Raw genomic sequence first — 17,938 nt, forward strand, 5'->3', positions numbered from 1 at the left:
GTCAGTCCTCCTTCTGGTAAACAATTTCGCCTGCAACGAGTGTCATTACTGTTTCACCATACGCTTTTGTTCCTGTAAATGGGGTATTCGTTCCCTTAGATAGATAATCTTCCTCTTTAAGTTCAAATTCATCATTTAAGTTAAAGACAGCGATATCAGCCGTTTTCCCTGGTAAGATAAAGCCTGCATCCTCTATTTGAAATTTCTGAACTGGTGCAGCACTCATCCAGTCTAGTAACTGTTCTAATTTAAAGATCCCTGTTTTAACAAAATGTGTATATAACAAGGAGAAGGCCGTTTCACTGCCAGTAATTCCAAAGGATGCTTCACACATACTTCCTTGTTTCTCATCTTCACTGTGTGGTGCATGATCTGTTGCAATCATATCAATCGTTCCGTCCAATAAGCCAGCAATAAGCGCCTGCTGATCTTCCTTAGAACGCAACGGTGGATTCATCTTATACATAGCGTCATCAGCTGGAATATCACAATCGGCAAGCAGTAAATGATGTGGTGCAACTTCACAAGTCACATGGATTCCCTGTGCTTTAGCCCAGCGGACCAATGCAACACTTTCCTTTGTTGAGAGATGGCAAGCATGGTAATGCACCCCAGTTTGTTGTGCTAGAATCAAATCACGTGCTAGTTGTGATGATTCGCTGAGCCCGAGCATCCCAGGCAACTTTAATTCGGTTGCACGCTCGCCTTCATTCATAACACCCCCAAAAAGCAGTGAATTATCTTCGGTATGTTCAACTAACGGAATCCCGCATGCTGCCGCTTGTTTCATCGCTAGGTACATCGTTCCAGCTGTTTGGATGCCACTACCATCATCACTAATGGCGAAAGCTCCAGCTGCTTTGAGTGCCTTAAAATCGGCTATTTTTTCGCCTTGGCGCCCTAATGTAATAGAAGCATATTGTTTGATGTGTACGACACCATCTGCAACATTGCGTGCTTGGATCTTCTGCAGTTGTGCTGGATTATCAGGAACTGGATCAAGATTAGGCATTGCACAAACAGTGGTAAATCCACCATGGGCAGCTGCTTGACTGCCTGTTTTGATCGTCTCTTTATACGTAAAACCCGGTTCACGGTAATGAACGTGAACATCAACTAAACCAGGAGTCACTAATTTACCGGTAAGATCAATTCTTTTTTGAAGGTCAATTCCTAATTCAGCTAAATCCTGCCCAAGTGCCGCGATCTTATCGTCTATAATCAAGATATCAAGCTGCTGCAGCTGCCCTGCTTGGTAAACCAATCCGTTTTCTAATAAAATGTTCATCTTTTTCCTCCTAAGTTTCGTCCCTCAACTACCGCTTCAATCATCGCCATTCTCATAAACACACCATTCTGCATTTGCGTTGTAAAACGTGATTGTGAAGCTTCAACCAGTTCCGATGCCAGTTCCACCCCACGATTTATAGGACCAGGATGCATAATAATTGCTTGTTTCTTCAAGCGTTCATAACGTTCGAGCGTCAACCCATACTGTTGATGATATCGTTCTGTTGAAAAAGCTGTTTCCTGTTGGTGGCGTTCATGCTGCACCCGCAATAACATAACCACATCCATCTGATCCAGCAGATCATCAACCTTACCATAGGTTCCATACTCCGCAAACTCTTGGGAGTACCAATATTCAGGACCGGAAAAATATACCTCTGCCCCTAATTGCTTTAGTAAACGCATATTACTACGAGCCACTCGCGAATTCGTTAGATCGCCAATAATTGCAACCTTTAACCTTTTAAAGCCACCAAATTGTTCATGGATCGTCATCATATCTAATAAAGATTGTGAGGGATGCTGTCCACTGCCGTCTCCGGCATTAATGATACCAATATTAAGTTTTTGAGCAGCAGATAAGTTAACTAGTTTTCTATAGTATTCATTATGCGGATGTCTAATTACTGCCAGTTCAACTCCAATTGAGTTCAATGCCAGTAAGGTATCGTAAAGTGTTTCACCCTTTTTAACCGAACTAGCAGCTGGATCAAAAGGAATCGTTTCAATCCCAAGTTTTCTTTCAGCCATTTCAAAACTGCAGTGTGTTCGCGTACTATTTTCGAAAAACATATTAACTGCATAAACTGGCTGTTCATAGTTCAGAACCTTTCCACCAGCCTTAAAATATTCAGCACGTTCAATCAAGCTGTTGACTTGTTCATTCTGTAAATTTTTTATGGTCAAGAAATGTTGAAGCTTTAAACGTTTTTGCGTGTTCAGCATCATTTTATCTCCTTACTATCTTTCGCTATTGGCTTTCTCAGGTAACACGAGGTTGGCAACAATTCCAAAGATCGTTGCTAAGGCGATGCTCGTTAGCTGGAACTGTCCAATCTGTAGATAAGTTCCTCCAATTCCAATTACTAAAATAACAGCTGTAATAATTAAATTGCGTTTTAACTCATAATCGACCTTATTATCAACTAAGATCCGTAATCCATTCGATGCGATCATTCCAAAAAGCAAGAAGCTGATCCCACCGATAACTGGTGTTGGGATAGACTGGATCAACGCACTGACTTTGCCAACAAAACTGAAAAGGACTGCAAAAATTGCCGCACCGCCTAGTACCCACACACTGTGGACCTTCGTCATTGCCAACACACCAATGTTTTCACCATATGAAGTAGTTGGTGGTCCACCAGCAAAACCGGCAATGATAGAGGAAAGCCCATCACCGAATAGTGTTCGATGTAGACCAGGCTTTTTAAAGAAATTCCGTTTAGTTAACTTATTCAAAACCATCACATGACCCATGTGTTCAGTCATTGTGACAAAGGCGATCGGGGCCATTGCAAGAATAGCTCCCGGATATAACTTGAAATCATAATTAACAAACATTACGTTAAATGCTGGCAGTGAGAACCACTTAGCTGCTTCAACACTTTGAAAATCAACGATTCCGGCCAGAACAGCACAGATATACCCGCAAACGATCCCCAGCAAGACTGGGATCATGCTTGCAAAACCTTTAAGAAACATATTGAAAATAATTGTGATGATCAGCGTAAAAAGTGCTACTCCAAAATACTTTAAGTCATAATGTGAATTGTTCATCATTGCATCGTTAGCGGCCGTAGTTGCAAGTGAGAGCCCAATTACAATAATAATCGGTCCAACGACAACTGGTGGTAAAAGACTATCGACCCATTCTGAACCGAAACGGCCAATCACTAGTGATACGATCACATAAACCAACCCTGCTGCAATCGCACCCTGTCCAATTGCTGGATACCCATCTACTTTCATTAGAACCTGCATAGTCCCAACAAATGCAAAACTTGATCCGAGGTAAGCTGGGATCTTAGCCTTGGTACATAGGATATAAACAAGTGTCCCCACACCTGAACTAAAAAGCGCAATACTAGGGTTGATCCCTACCAGCAAAGGGACTAAAACCGTTGCCCCAAACATTGTAAATAAATGCTGAATTGATAAGACAAGCCAATGCGTAAATGTGGGTCTATCTTGAATATCTAAGATTGCCTCTTCGTTTCTAAATTCCTCTTTCTTACCGTTCACAGAAAAAATCTCCCCTTCTATACAAAAAAACCTGAATCTTTATTGATCCAGGCTAGCATAAGGTTTCCCTTGAAAAGTTTTTTCAAAGTATATATCAACCTTTTTGCCCTCTCTGGAGTCAATTAAAATGGTTGTTCCAATTTAAATTTTTTTAATCTCAATCGCATCTTTTTGATCGATCTCTTCAACAGAAACCGAAATCTGTTCATCAAGCGATGTTGGGATGTTTTTACCGACAAAATCAGCACGAATAGGCAACTCACGGTGACCACGGTCAACTAAAACAGCAACATTAATCTTTTGTGGTCGTCCCTGGTCCATCAAAGCATCTAAGGCCGCGCGAATCGTTCTGCCGGTGAATAAAACGTCATCTACCAAAATAACTTGTTTATTCGTAATATCGATACCCAACTTAGATGAGTTGATTACTGGATCTTGCTTTTGTGATAAATCATGCCGATCATCCCGGTAAAGTGAAATATCTAATTCGCCTACCGGAACAGCAGCGCCTTCTAATTGTTTTAAACGGTCTGCGATACGCTGTGCCAAATATATTCCGCGTGTTTTGATTCCAACCAATACTAAATCATCGATCCCTTTATTCTTCTCAATAATTTCATAGGTCATTCTTGTCAAAGCACGTTTCATTGCCATTGAATCAATAACTTCTTTTGCCATTTTCTTCTCCCCTTTTTTATCCATTAAAAAAGACCACCTAGCGTTAAGCTAAGTGGTCAGACCGTTGTCTTTATCTCAAGTTCGAATAAGACGCTGCCTTCCTAGCCTCACGGGACTATCTTTAAAGGACCTTTATTACATTTAATCTACTAAATGTCATTAGTTTTGTCAAGCCTATCTAACGTTTTTCTAAAAATAACTGGTAATGGTACTTCAAAAACCATTTCTTCACCTGTCACAGGATGCTTAAATCCAAGTTTGCCAGCATGCAAAAACTGTCCCTGTCCCTTAATTGTTTTAGTTGGACCATAGAGTGGATCGCCAACCAAAGGATGACCAATATATTTCATGTGCACCCTGATTTGATGCGTCCGGCCTGTTTCCAAAATACACTTGATCAGCGTATAATCACGGTATCGTTTTACTACTTCAAAATAAGTGACAGCATTACGTCCACCGGCGACAACAGCTTGTTTTTTGCGGTTTTTAGGCGAACGACCCAGTGGAGCATCAATTTTTCCTTTATTCGGCTTGATTCTGCCATGAACGAGTGCTGTGTATTCACGGATATTGGTTTTCTTTTTTAATTGTGCCGCGAGACTGCGGTGTGCTAAATCATTTTTAGCTACCATCAATAATCCGGAAGTATCTTTGTCGATCCGATGGACGATCCCTGGACGGTATTCACCATTGATCGTCGACAAAGGACTATGATACAACAACGCGTTAACTAACGTATGGTTAGGATGACCTGGTGCGGGATGAACGACCATCCCTTGTGGTTTATTAACTACCAAAACATCCTTATCTTCATAGATAATATCCAACGGGAGATCCTCAGGCACAACTGCAATATGCTGTACTTCAGGACGGTCTAATTCTATTAAGTCACCACTGACTACTTGGTATTTAGGTTTTTTTGGTTGCCCATTGACCACCATTCTGCCTGTTAAAAGCCAGTCTTTGATCTGCGAACGCGAATAGGTAGGGAAGAGCTGTGCAGCAACTTTATCTAAGCGTCCTGTTTGTGAGTTAACTCGCTGACGCTCAGTCATCCTTATCATCTCGCAGTAACGCTATCAGAAAAATAACCACTCCGATACTTAAGGATGCATCAGCCACATTAAAGACTGGAAAGTTAATAAATAGCAGTTGAAACATATCAACTACGTATCCCAAACGAATTCGATCAATAAAATTACCAATCGTTCCCCCAATGATCAGACTGAGCCCTAACGCGTATATCCAGTTAGTCCACATTTTTTTAAACAGATAAACTAAGACACCAAGCGCAACCACCGTTATGATAAACAGCAACCATTTTTGACCAGTAAAGATATTCCAAGCTGCTCCATAATTCCTAATATGCGCGATCCCCAAGAAATGTTGAATAAAATCATAACTTGTATTAAGTGGAACATTATGTACAACATAAAATTTTACTAACTGATCAAGTAACACTATTGCACATATCAATAACAAATAAATCACCATTACCGGAGGGCACCTCTTTTCTTTTTTGTCCAGATCGTTTAAACACGGATAGTTAATTATACAACAATTAAGAACAACTCTTCAAATCTTTTTCACAACTAGCGCCTAATACCGAACAATTAACACTTTTATTGGCATAAAGCAATCCTATGATTCTTTTTTTGTAAACTGTAATTAAAACTTCCTTTTTTGTCGACTATCTTAAAAACAAATTCAATTTTTTAAGACAGCTCCCTAGTTAGTTTACTTAACCCTAACTAGTTCTTATTCTTCCACTCGTCTGACTAGTTGTTCAAGAACATCAATAAACATCTGGCTGTCATTCAAGGCTGGCAAAACATGATAATCCGTTCCGCCACTCTTCAGAAAGGCCGCTCGATTTTCGATTGCCAATTCATTTAGTGTCTCTAAACAATCGGCAACGAAGCTAGGGGCAACAACTAAGACATGCTTAATCCCCTTAGCTGGCAGCTGTTTTAAAGTCGCCTTAGTCGCCGGTTCCAACCATGGTGCAAACCCAAAACGTGATTGATAAGTTTGAATAGCAGAAATCTGTGGCAAGCTTTTCGCTAACAACTTGGTCGTGAGGTTACACCGCATTTGGTAAATATCACCCTTAACAACATAACTGACAGGAATCCCGTGATATGAATAAAGAACTTTATCAGGTTTAAATGTTGCAACTCCTTCTTTTATCTGAGTCGTCAATGCTTTAATATATTCTTCGGTACTGCAAAAGTCTTTCACTATATGCAGTACTGGTTTAGCAGCCTTTTGTGTATAGAAGCGATGAATCTCATCGATTACAGCTCCAGTTGTAGTCCGCGAGTACTGTGGATACAGTGGGATGACCGTTAAAGAATCTATACCTATTTGCTCAAATGTTTTTAAAACTTCTGCAATAGTCGGTTTACTATAACTCATAGCATACTTAACTATGTACTCAGGCAGCTGCGTCTGCAGTTTTCTCGCCTGCTGTTTGGTATAATATTCTAACGGTGAGCCCTTTTCGGCTAGCCAAATCTGCTGATATAATTTAGCTGATTTAAAAGGCCGCCATGGCAAGATCATCAACCTTAAAATTGGTTGCCACTGCCAGTACGGCATATTAATAATATGTGGATCACTTAAAAAACATTTTAAATAGGAACGCACATCTTCGCGGGTAGACGTTGCAGGTGTGCCAGTATTTACTAATAAGACAGCTTTATGCATTATGATCCCCCATCACTCTCATTCTTTTAAAGCTCTATGAATTCTTTTAAACCAGCTCATCTTATCATCTAAACTGGCTAGAATCCGTCTTTCTTCTTAACATAACTTAATTAGAGATTTTTGACGTACACTTAATCAGTATTTACTGTCCATATTTTGTTTTAGAAAAATCTGTCAACAGTTTCTTTAATTCCTTTTTCGTAACATTCGCCCCAAAAACCGCACTACCTGGTTCCATCTTACCGCTGTCAGCTAGAGAACCAGCACGAACCGGATCAAAGCCCAACCGGTCAACTAATTTTACCGTTTCTTCAACGTATTTCTCTTCATCCCCTGCAATTGCAATCGCCTTGCGTCCCGGCTGTCCTTGCAACCGTGGTTCATCAAATAAATCATGGTAGCCCATATGGTTCAAGGCTTTAACAACATGACTTTTATGAAAATAGCGAGCAACTTGTTCACTAGATGAATAGTGTGTGTTAGTTAGATCCTCCCGGTTTCCATCTGTTTCCCACCAATAGTTCATTGCGTCAATAACCAACTTCCCTGCTAAAGCTGCTGGTGACAAAGTCTGGTATTTACTGAGCGGCAAGGCCAAAATAACGATGTCAGCTTGGTGGCAGACCTCAGCAATCGTTGTCGGAACCGCTGCAGGAATCAAAACTTCAACCGTCAGTTGGATCTTAGCTACATGGCCTGACCCGGCAATCAAAACATGATAGCCCGCTGCTGTTGTTAACTGGGCTAAAACCGTTCCTAACTTACCTGCACCTAAGATCCCAATCGTCGTTGTCATATGCTTACTCCTTCGCTAAAAGCTCTTTGACCCGCGGAACTACTTTAGTTGCATATAATTCAATCGTTTTAAGACGTGCTTGCACCGGCAATTCACCTGCTCCATATGCCAGTTCAAACCGGCCTGCATCAAGCTGTTTAATTGTTGCTGCCAATCGCTGGGCTACCGTCTCCGGTGCTCCAGCATAAATTGACCCGTTCTTAACCTCTTTTTCAAATTGAGCTTTCCCCATTGGTCTCCAACCACGCTCTTTCCCAATACGAACAAAGCTTTTACGAATGTGTTTCCAAGCTAGATCAACCGCTTCCTCATCACTTTCAGCAATCACACCATGGGAGTGAATACCGATTGGGAAAGCTTGCGTCGCAAATTTTTGAGCTGCTTTGCGGTACAGCTCAACGTAAGATACAAAACGCTTGGGTGATCCACTAATAATCGCCAACGTAATTGGAAACCCATAACGGGCAGCCCGGACAACAGACTCCGGTGAACCTCCAACTGCGATTCGTGCAGCTAGTCTACCTCGCTCTGTTTTTGGATAAACTTCAACATCAGTCAAAGCAGCCCTTGTTTTTCCAGACCACGTAACAGCTTTTTCCGTTAGCAGTTTTGTAAAAAGTTCAATTTTTTCTTCAAAAAGTAAGTTGTAGTCACTTAGATCATAACCATATAGCGGGAAAGATTCTGTAAATGAACCACGACCTAAAACGACTTCTGCCCGTCCGTTAGAAAGTGCATCAAGTGTTGCAAATCGTTCATAGACACGGACCGGATCATCTGAACTAAGAACGGTTACACCAGATGCCAATGTTATTTTCTTAGTCTGCGTTGCTATTCCCGCCAAGACTGTCTCAGGACTTGAGATTGCATATTCAGAACGATGATGTTCACCCAGTGCGATCACATCAAGTCCCAAGTTGTCAGCCAAGATTCCCTCAGTAACGACTTGTCGAATGGCTTGTGCCTGTGTCATCAATTTTCCATCTTCATTTTGGGGCAGATCCCCGAATGAATCTATCCCAAATATTATCTGTCGTGAATCCATAGTCAAGCTCACCTCTATCAAAAGAAATTATTTTTATAGAAAATATATCATAAATCATTACTTTATTAAATCTGGAGAAAAATTAAATTAACGTCAAGTCTCTTATTGATCCCATATACATACTCTAAGCTAATATTATCATCTAAATTCGAACTGTTGTTAGTAAAATAAACATTACATTTAGAAAATAGTCTTAGCTACAGAATTTCACCAACTAGTGTTACAGTCTCTTTTATTCAACCTAACCAGTTTTTTTAATCATTCTCAATGATCAACTTACCTATTACTTCAATCTAGCATACTTTCAGCTTCTTTTTAACTTTAAAAGACTGCATAAAAAAGACCGAGCTACGTCAAAAATGCTTTTGACCCAGTTCCGTCTTAAATTATTTAATGATGATATTTAGTTAACCTAATTGCGCTTTTCGTTATTAATAATCTCTCACTAGTATAAACCTGAAATCGTTCCGTCATCACTAAGTTCCATTCCATTCGCAGCCGGTTGCTTCGGTAAGCCGGGCATCGTCAGTACGTTACCTGTTAAGGCTACAATAAACTGCGCTCCCAGCTTGGGAACAAATTCACGGACATGGATCGTAAAATCAGCCGGTGCCCCTAGTAGCTTAGGATTATCCGAAAGTGAATACTGTGTCTTAGCCATACAAACCGGTAGCTGGTCCCACCCTAACTCTTTAAAGCGTCGTAACTGTCGTTTGGCCTTCATTCCATATTCAACTTTGGCTCCACCGTAAATCTCCGTAACAATTTTATTGATTTTTGTTTCCAACGCATCATCAGCAACATATAGCGGCTTAAAATCCGTCTTCTGCTCACAGGAGGCTAAGACTTTTTCAGCCAATGCAACCGCGCCATTGCCACCCTTACCCCAAACATCCGCTACAATAGCCGGTGTATTATCATTAGCGCAGAGTTCCTGCAGTGTTGTAAGTTCAGCTAAGGTATCTGAAGTAAATTGATTAATCGCAACAACAACCGGTACATTATAACGTTTCATATTTGCAATATGTTTTTGAAGGTTAATGTATCCCTGCTGCAGTGCAGGAATATTTTCTTCCGCAAGGTCCTTTTTGGCCACTCCACCATGCATCTTAAGCGCACGGACCGTTGCGACGATCACTACCGTATCAGGCGTTTTTCCCAGTACGGGAGCTTTGATATCCATGAACTTCTCTGCTCCCAGATCTGCGCCAAAACCTGCCTCAGTTAAAGTATAATCAGCTAGTTTTAAGGCTGTTTGTGTTGCAAGAACACTATTGCAGCCATGCGCGATATTAGCAAAAGGTCCGCCATGAATAATAGCGGGTGTATGTGCTAGAGTCTGTACAAGGTTAGGCTTGATCGCATCCTTCAATAATAGTGCGATCGCTCCTGTAACACCCAGCTGGTCAACCGTAACCGGGACTTTGGTACTTGTATAACCGACTACAATCTGGCCGATTCTTTTTTTCAAGTCGGCAATATCGACCGCAAGACAAAGAATAGCCATCAGTTCGCTCGCAACAGTGATATCAAAACCATCTTCACGTGGGATGCCCTGCATCGCACCACCAAGACCGATGACCACATGGCGCAGTGCACGGTCATTAATATCCAAGACACGTTTCCAAATAACCCGCCGCTGATCGATATGTAACTTATTGCCCTGGTAAATATGATTATCAACAAGCGCAGCTAACGTATTATTAGCAGTCGTCAAAGCATGCATATCCCCTGTAAAGTGTAAATTAATATCTTCCATTGGGACAACTTGCGAATAGCCACCACCAGTTGCACCACCTTTCATACCCATAACTGGTCCAAGAGATGGCTCACGCAGTGCGATCATAACCCGTTTTTTCAATAAACTAAAGGCATCCCCTAGCCCAACCGTCACTGTTGATTTGCCCTCACCGGCTGGTGTAGGGTTAGTTGCTGTAACCAAAATCAGCTTCCCTTTTGTTTTAACCTTAGGTACTACTGGTAACTTGATTTTAGCTTTATAAGTCCCATATTGTTCGATCTCATCTGCATTTAAACCAATTTTAGCTGCAATATCAGTTATTTTTGCCATTTTACTCTGTTGTGCAATTTCAATGTCCTTCACTACTCTTTACCCTCCTGTTAGGAAAATCAATAAAAGCAATTTTATACTAACAGTATAACTTACATAACCATTAATGTCATCATTTCAGTGATAATTGTCTATTTTCACCGTATAAAAAGTGCTTTTCACTGCCAAAATACGAACGTTAACTAGCTTTTTTTAAAAAATCGTAAATAATTTGTTTGGATTTAGTTCGCATAAAAAGACTGTGACTATGGTATTTTGTTTGAACAACCAGACGTCCTTTTTTCTTCGAAACTTTTTTAATATCTTCTAGCTGGAGTTTCTTCGTATTCTGTGGAATAACAGTATGCAAGATAAGCTCATGCTGTTTTACCTCAACCCTGCGTAAGCCAAGTTGCAAAGCTGCGGCAATCGTAAATACTACCAATGCCAATAAGGTCCAAACCTGAAAAAAAGTAATCTCTAGCCAGAGAATAAATCCCAAAAGTAGTATGATAAAAGTATATGACCAGCAAATAACGGTCGTTGAAAAGTCAGGCTGATAAAAAAATTTTTTTGGCATGACATTCTACCTCCCAAGGATGTGATTTTTGATGATTAAACTATATACAGATGCCGCAACCAGAGGTAACCCTGGCCCAAGTTCTGCCGGTGTGCTGATCGTCAGCTCCGATGGACAACAGCAGCTCTCTTTTAAACTACCGCCATCTTCTAACCACCGCGCAGAATTCCACGCAGCTATCAAGGGATTTGAAACTCTTCTGACATACTACGCAACTTCAGAAACGATTTTCTTCCATAGCGATAGTAAAATCGTAATTACGAGTCTCGAAAAAAACTATAGTAAATCATACGCACAAGAACTTGCCGCACTAGTTAGCTTGCAAAAAAGATACAGACTTGTTATCAACCGTTGGATCCCTGAGAAGCAAAATAAGGGAGCTCATAATCTTGCTGCACAAGGTCTGCGGCAATTCTATCCACTTTAATTATTATATAATACTAAATTTGGGGTGGCCCTCGTTCTTTGCAGGCTTAAATGTAACTTATAAATCATACGCTTAGTTCATAGTTAGCCTTTTCGACGTTGACCCCAATATTGAAAGAGATCTGTTCGCATAGAACCATTGTATAACTTACGTCGTTTACTTGCTCGCTGTCTGTAATGCGCTTCAAATTCAAGGTCACTTGTTAGAATATACTTACTCCATGTTTTTAACGGTCGGTAAACCTCGCCCATTTGCCGGTAAAGATTGCGGACTTCATTCTGATCGCTCAAGCGTTCACCATAAGGAGGGTTTGCAACAATTACGCCATTCTCTTTAGTTGTTTTAAAATCTTTTAAGGCCATCTGTTTAAAACGAATACTATGCAGTAGTCCAACTTCTTGGGCATTCAACTTAGCAATATCAATCATCTTTTCGTTGATATCATATCCAGCAATATCAAGTTCAATGTCATAATCGGCTTCAGCTTCAGCTTCAGCCCGCACATTTTGCGAGACACTCTTAGGGACCCACTCCCAGCTTTCACAAACAAATTCGCGGTTAAAACCTGGAGCAATCTTATGGCCAATCATTGCAGCTTCAATCGGAATTGTTCCCGAACCACACACAGGATCCACAAAAGGCTTCTCCGGGTACCAATGAGCTAATAACACTAAGGCCGCAGCCATATTTTCCTTCAGTGGTGCTGGTCCCTTTTCAATCCGATAACCGCGCTTAAAAAGACTTGAACCTGTCGTGTCTAAAGTCAAAAGTACATGATTTTTATTGATGGCAACCTCTAGTGGGAAAACAGCACCAGTTTCAGCCAAGCGCGTCCGTCGATGATAAATTGCACTCATCTTATCAACAATTGCTTTCTTAACAATCGACTGGACATCTGGAACACTATGCAATTCTGATTTCTGCGACTTACCCGCAACCGGGAAAGCTGCATCTAATGACAGATACTCATCCCAAGGCACAGCTTTAGTCTGTTCAAATAGTGCATCAAATGTAGTCGCATTAAACTCAGCAACAATAATCTTAACCCGATCAGCCGTCCGCAACCATAAATTAGTTTTGATAATATCTTCAACTGTTCCTTGATAGCGTACACGACTATTTTCAACTTTGACATCGTCGTAACCAAGATGCCGCAGTTCATTTCCAACTAAACTTTCAATTCCAGCTGCTGCCGTTGCTATTAAATTAAATTTCTTCATTTTCGATCCATTCTTTCACACTTATTTGCGGGTAATACTTCCCCCGCATTTTTATATTTATAGCTAAAAAAGAGGCTAGGCCAAAACGATGTTTTGTCCTAACCTCCTCCTGATCTATGTAGGCCTCTATAAGCCACGTTCCGTACGTCATTCGACCCAGGAGTCAAAATCGGTGGTAATCATCTATCTCCGAATCTATAAGATTCGCCCCCATGATTTGTTCATTTCCGTCATGAAGCGCCCCTACCAAAGTTTGGGTTACCTGCTCGTGGGGTTTACCGCGTTCCACCAACACCGTTTCCAATGTTGCTTCGTCACTGTGGCACTTTCAAGACTACTCAGACATAGCAGAGCCTTAGTCCTTTTATCTGCCGTTATCCTTATCAGGATACCTTGCCTTATTTTTTCAGCAAGCACGATCACTACAGACATCTCAGTCTGTGCAAGCTTGGACTTTCCTCAGCCTGCCTAATGGCAAACCGCGATTACCAGAAACCTACATTAAAGTTAACTAGCCGTTAGAAACGACTATCTTGATTCATATCATCATTTAATTGTGCTCCGAAAACATGACGTTCAAGATTGGATAAACGTTTTAAGATATCCATATTGGTAACACTGGCACTAGGACGTGCAGTCTGACCACTTTTACCAACCGCGAGCTGCTTAGTCAGCTCGTCAACCTTACTGACTAAACGATCGTTTTCCATCTCTAAACGCTGTGTTTCTTTAGAATACGTTTCATAATCCTTAATAACATCATCAAGGAATTCATCCACATCTGCTGGATCATAGCCACGCATCTTTGGTTTAAAATGCTTATTAACAATGTCTTTTGGCGTAAAATTTATCTTCTCCACAGAAATGCACCTCATATCCTACTTCGCATCTTACTTAATAACCTTACTCATTATATCAAATATCCTTTTTAATGCAAATCATTTTCACTTTTTCTTTCCAAATAATCATTTGCACTCGTTTGTAATTGATCCATATCGATCAAATCAATTGGATAAGTTTGCTTTTCTTGATATTTTTTTGCCATATTATAATCATATTTTGTTTTTCCCTCAAATTCCGGGTCATAAATCAGAGCTAACTGATCAGTGTGCTGTAACATAAACTGTTGCCAGGCTTTCAATTGCCGCGGTGTTTCATAAGGTTTAGCACTGACATTTGCAGAAAAGTCCACCTTTGTTTTCAGTAAATTAAAAGTTGCTTGCTTATCCTCCCGCCACTTTTGGGCAAAATTATCGTAGGGAAGAATCATCGCCACTTTTAGTTCTGGATATTCTTCTTGCATCTGTAAAACAACTTCAATAGTCCATTGTTCTACACCTAACTGACCTCCGGTAATAACCCATTCAAGCCCATCTGCTAATTTCTGCACCAACAGTTCATGCAAAATATTCTTTAAAACTTCAACTTTAGGATCTTCTTTTTTAAAAACATTTAATTCATAGCTTCGATAACCTGTGACCCATAAGCGCATCTTTGTTCCCCCTCACTCAGTTTCAAAACTCCACTACTCTTCCACCGTTAGAAGCCTAACAGCTAAGACTCACGTCAGTGTGCCCCAATCCCTGTCATCTTCGATACTTCCTAATTGGAGCTTCTTTAAGCTCTTTTAATGTTACCTATAGTATTCTTAAAAAAGTTTTTAAATTATAGCTGCTTTTCAAGAAGCCTATGATCCTTGCTATTTCTGTAAGCTTCAGTCCTTAGAGGTTCTTTGCCAAGTTTCTTCGTTGTTGGTATAATAAGTCGAATGGGAGTGTGATGCAAGTATGGTCATCCATTATCCGAATGGTCAAACATATCATCAACCGGCAGCCAATAGTTCACATCTGAAAACAAAGCGTGAACACCCGAATGTTATTTTTGGAAACCGGGGAATGTCACTGGAAGATGAGCTGAATCAAAGTAATATTTACTACCTGCAAAAAGAAATTGCAGTCATCCATAAAAAGCCTGTCCCGATTCAAATTGTCCAAGTAAGCTACCCTAAAAGAAGTGCCGCTGTAATTAAAGAGGCTTACTTTAAACAGTCATCAACAACTGACTATAATGGTGTTTACAAGGGACATTATCTTGACTTTGAGGCAAAAGAAACTAAAAATAAAACTTCCTTTCCTCTCAGCAACTTTCATGAACATCAAGTTAAACACATGAAAGCGTGCGTAAGGCAAGGCGGAATTTGTTTTACTATCATTAAATTTTCAGCTACACAACAGCTTTTTTTATTGCCAGCAGCTATTTTGTTTGACTACTGGGATAATCAAGCTAATGGACGCAAATCAATTGAAAAGAAAGTTATCGTCAAACACGGTTACGCAATCAATTATCACGTCCAACCGCTTATCCCGTATCTCGACTACGTTGACAAGCTGATCAATAAATAATATTTGTTCTGCAAAAGGAGAAAATCATGAGTAATCAAGATCCTAAATATTCACGTGTTGCGCAAAAAAAGAAAATAAAAAAGCGCCGCCCGGTTCAACCAGCAGAAGGCAAAGTCAAAAGATTTTTCAAACGTTTACTAATTACCTTGATTCTTTGCTTGGAGATTGCCATTGCTGCCGGTGCAGCAGCTTTTTTCATTTACGCTAAGAACGCTCCAACGTTGACTGATGCTAAATTAGCCAGTGCTGGTTCAACTATTATCTATGATGCCAATGATAAGAAAATCACATCATTAGGTACACAAAATCGGTTGCATGTTGAAAGTCAAGATGTCCCACAACAACTTAAAGATGCGATCGTTTCGATTGAAGATCGTCGTTTTTACAAGCACCATGGAGTCGATCCTGTTCGTATTATTGGTGCTGCCCTTTCTAACATTAAAAGTCCTTCTGAAGGGCTACAAGGTGGTAGTACTTTAGATCAGCAGCTCATCAAACTATCCTTTTATTCAACCAAGCGCTCTGATCAAACCTTTAAGCGTAAGGCTCAAGAAGCTTGGTTGGCGCTTAAATTAGACAATAATTACAGCAAAGATCAGATACTTAACTTCTATATCAATAAAGTCTTTATGGGTTACGGTACCTTTGGGATGCAGACAGCCGCGCATTACTATTATGGGAAACCTTTGAATAAACTAACTCTGGCACAGACTGCAATGATTGCCGGGATCCCTAACGCACCTTCAGATTATAATCCTTATTCTAACCCGCAACTTGCTATTCAGCGACGGAACGAAGTCCTCGCAGCAATGGTTGCTAACAAAAAGATCTCTTCTGCACAAGAAACACAAGCTAAGAATGAAGACATCAAGAATGGCTTAGTTACGGCTCATCAAAGTCAACAGACCTCCCAGAAAGCCAAAATCGCTGATGCATATATTAAAGAAGTTCTCAGCGAGGCTAAAAGCAAAGGGTACGATCCATATAAGGATTCACTGAAGATCTATACTAACCTTGACATGGAGACACAGACTAACCTTTATAATTTAGCCAACTCTAACAGTGAGATCAGTTATCCTGATGATAAATTGCAAATAGCATCAACAGTTGTCAATCCCAATAATGGGAAGGTCGTTGCTATGCTGGGCGGGCGTAAGACAGGCGATGTTACCTATGGTTTGAACCGCGCTGTTCAGACAGATCGAACAAATGGTTCCACCGCAAAACCTTTAATGGATTACGGTCCAGCCATTGAATATCTCAGCTGGGCAACATATCATCACATAAAAGATACCTCTTACGTTTACCCTGGTTCTAATATTTCACTCTATGATTTTGATCGCAGCTATAAAGGTTCAATGACCATGCGTAATGCGATTATTCAGTCACGAAATATTCCAGCCATTCGTGCACTTGAAGCTGTTGGAATTACCAAAGCCCAAAACTTTATTAGTAAACTCGGCTTTAATTATCCTAAAACACTTGAGTTTCAAAACGGAATTGGCTTACCCTCTTCAACACTTCAAAATGCTGCGGCTTACGCTGCATTTGCTAATGGTGGAACTTACTATAAGCCAAGTTATATTAATAGCATTGAAACAAACGATGGCGAGATCAAGAATTATTCGAATAGCGGTAAGCAGGTTATGCAGTCATCAACAGCCTATATGATAACGGATATGTTGAAAGATGTTATCACTAATAGTTCAGGAACAGGTCGTTATGCTAACATCAGTGGGCTTTATCAAGCCGGTAAAACCGGTACTAATAGTTACCCATCTGATATCGCAGCCAAGTTTCCAAGCTCCGCTGATATGGATTCCTGGTTTAATGGCTATACCAAACATTATTCTGTTTCTGTCTGGGTCGGTTACGACCATCCTTATGAAGCTAATAATTATCTTGACGCGTCATCATCTCGAATCGCTTCATACTTCTATAAATACGCGATGGAAGATATTTCCCAGGGTAAAACTAATACTGATTGGGAACGTCCAAGCAATGTTATGATCAAGACGGTTAACGGAGTTCACGAATTATACCTTGCCGGTTCACCAGAATCAGTGCCTACTGATAGTTCATCGTCGAAAAAGAGCTCCAAATCTTCTTCAGATAACATCAGTTCCATTATTTTAAGTTCGTCTGTCTTTAGTGATAGTTCGTCGGACAATAGTTCATCATCAAGTGAAGACAGCAGTTCATCGTCGTCAAGTAGTAGTTCTAGTTCGTCATCATCGTCGTCGTCATCATCATCTGAACCTTCATCATCAGTGTCATCGTCGTCAAGTGCTGAACAGCAGTCATCATCAACTTCGAGCAAGCCACAATCTTCGGAGAATAAACCTGCTAATGATAACAATACCAATAATAATAATGGACAGTAATAAAATATTATTATCTTAATAGCTCAAAAAGGGAGCTGTGCCAAAAGTTAAATTTTGGGGCTCTTCGTCAACTGTTGTTGGTGAATCCACTTATAAAAGTTCTAATTACTTTG

General features: G+C 40.4%; 17 protein-coding genes and 1 other RNA gene. 3 read left to right on the forward strand and 15 right to left on the reverse strand.

The annotated features are described in order from the left end of the window. Position 1: 1 nt before the first annotated feature. The 11 genes from FC81_RS05535 to FC81_RS05585 all read right to left on the reverse strand — a co-directional run bounded on the left by FC81_RS05535 (position 2) and on the right by FC81_RS05585 (position 11,392). Positions 2–1,288, reverse strand: coding sequence for a dihydroorotase (locus FC81_RS05535; RefSeq protein WP_057744012.1), 1,287 nt, complete (start codon positions 1,286–1,288; stop codon positions 2–4). Then, positions 1,285–2,235, reverse strand: a complete 951-nt coding sequence (locus tag FC81_RS05540; protein ID WP_057744015.1) for an aspartate carbamoyltransferase catalytic subunit — start codon at positions 2,233–2,235, stop codon at positions 1,285–1,287. The genes FC81_RS05535 and FC81_RS05540 overlap by 4 nt, the downstream gene beginning before the upstream one ends. 15 nt (positions 2,236–2,250) lie before the next feature. Next, complete coding sequence (locus FC81_RS05545; protein WP_057744019.1) at positions 2,251–3,534, reverse strand: solute carrier family 23 protein; 1,284 nt, start codon at positions 3,532–3,534, stop codon at positions 2,251–2,253. Between the two features lie 141 nt (positions 3,535–3,675). Further along, positions 3,676–4,212, reverse strand: coding sequence for a bifunctional pyr operon transcriptional regulator/uracil phosphoribosyltransferase PyrR (gene pyrR / locus FC81_RS05550; protein ID WP_057744068.1), 537 nt, complete (start codon positions 4,210–4,212; stop codon positions 3,676–3,678). 149 nt (positions 4,213–4,361) lie between these two features. Further along, positions 4,362–5,267 carry an RluA family pseudouridine synthase gene (locus FC81_RS05555; protein ID WP_057744022.1) on the reverse strand — a complete coding sequence of 302 codons (906 nt, stop codon included), beginning with the start codon at positions 5,265–5,267 and terminating at the stop codon, positions 4,362–4,364. Beyond that, positions 5,260–5,706, reverse strand: coding sequence for a signal peptidase II (lspA, locus tag FC81_RS05560; protein WP_057744025.1), 447 nt, complete (start codon positions 5,704–5,706; stop codon positions 5,260–5,262). The genes FC81_RS05555 and lspA overlap by 8 nt, the downstream gene beginning before the upstream one ends. 264 nt (positions 5,707–5,970) lie before the next feature. Then, positions 5,971–6,921: a ferrochelatase gene (gene hemH, locus FC81_RS05565; RefSeq protein ID WP_057744028.1), complete on the reverse strand. Its 951-nt coding sequence runs from the start codon at positions 6,919–6,921 to the stop codon at positions 5,971–5,973. Positions 6,922–7,063: 142 nt separating this feature from the next. Beyond that, entirely contained in the window at positions 7,064–7,717 is a 654-nt protein-coding gene (locus FC81_RS05570; protein WP_057744031.1) for an NADPH-dependent F420 reductase, read from the reverse strand. Positions 7,718–7,721: 4 nt separating this feature from the next. Beyond that, positions 7,722–8,762, reverse strand: a complete 1,041-nt coding sequence (locus tag FC81_RS05575; protein ID WP_057744034.1) for an Atu2307/SP_0267 family LLM class monooxygenase — start codon at positions 8,760–8,762, stop codon at positions 7,722–7,724. A gap of 445 nt (positions 8,763–9,207) precedes the next feature. Beyond that, positions 9,208–10,866 carry a formate--tetrahydrofolate ligase gene (locus FC81_RS05580; RefSeq protein WP_057744037.1) on the reverse strand — a complete coding sequence of 553 codons (1,659 nt, stop codon included), beginning with the start codon at positions 10,864–10,866 and terminating at the stop codon, positions 9,208–9,210. 145 nt (positions 10,867–11,011) lie between these two features. Next, a complete protein-coding gene (locus tag FC81_RS05585; RefSeq protein WP_057744038.1) occupies positions 11,012–11,392 on the reverse strand; it encodes an EbsA family protein in 381 nt (126 codons plus the stop codon). A gap of 31 nt (positions 11,393–11,423) precedes the next feature. Between FC81_RS05585 and FC81_RS05590 the strand changes: the two genes are divergently transcribed. Further along, a complete protein-coding gene (locus FC81_RS05590; protein ID WP_057744041.1) occupies positions 11,424–11,819 on the forward strand; it encodes a ribonuclease HI family protein in 396 nt (131 codons plus the stop codon). An 83-nt stretch (positions 11,820–11,902) separates the two neighbouring features. On the opposite strand, the gene FC81_RS05595 is transcribed toward FC81_RS05590, so the two are convergent. From FC81_RS05595 to FC81_RS05605, 4 genes are all read right to left on the reverse strand, one after another. Further along, a complete protein-coding gene (locus FC81_RS05595) occupies positions 11,903–13,039 on the reverse strand; it encodes a THUMP domain-containing class I SAM-dependent RNA methyltransferase (protein ID WP_057744045.1) in 1,137 nt (378 codons plus the stop codon). A gap of 124 nt (positions 13,040–13,163) precedes the next feature. Then, positions 13,164–13,536, reverse strand: an RNA gene (rnpB, locus tag FC81_RS10735) — RNase P RNA component class B. Positions 13,537–13,557: 21 nt separating this feature from the next. Beyond that, positions 13,558–13,899, reverse strand: a complete 342-nt coding sequence (gene gpsB, locus FC81_RS05600) for a cell division regulator GpsB (RefSeq protein ID WP_057744048.1) — start codon at positions 13,897–13,899, stop codon at positions 13,558–13,560. Between the two features lie 68 nt (positions 13,900–13,967). After that, positions 13,968–14,531, reverse strand: coding sequence for an SLOG family protein (locus FC81_RS05605; RefSeq protein WP_057744051.1), 564 nt, complete (start codon positions 14,529–14,531; stop codon positions 13,968–13,970). 295 nt (positions 14,532–14,826) lie between these two features. On the opposite strand from FC81_RS05605, the gene recU reads away from it, so the two are divergent. Then, positions 14,827–15,441, forward strand: a complete 615-nt coding sequence (gene recU, locus FC81_RS05610) for a Holliday junction resolvase RecU (protein ID WP_057744053.1) — start codon at positions 14,827–14,829, stop codon at positions 15,439–15,441. 26 nt (positions 15,442–15,467) lie between these two features. Beyond that, positions 15,468–17,825: a transglycosylase domain-containing protein gene (locus FC81_RS05615; protein ID WP_157054722.1), complete on the forward strand. Its 2,358-nt coding sequence runs from the start codon at positions 15,468–15,470 to the stop codon at positions 17,823–17,825. Positions 17,826–17,938: the final 113 nt, after the last annotated feature.

This window comes from Liquorilactobacillus capillatus DSM 19910 (assembly GCF_001434915.1).
Lineage (GTDB): Bacteria > Bacillota > Bacilli > Lactobacillales > Lactobacillaceae > Liquorilactobacillus > Liquorilactobacillus capillatus.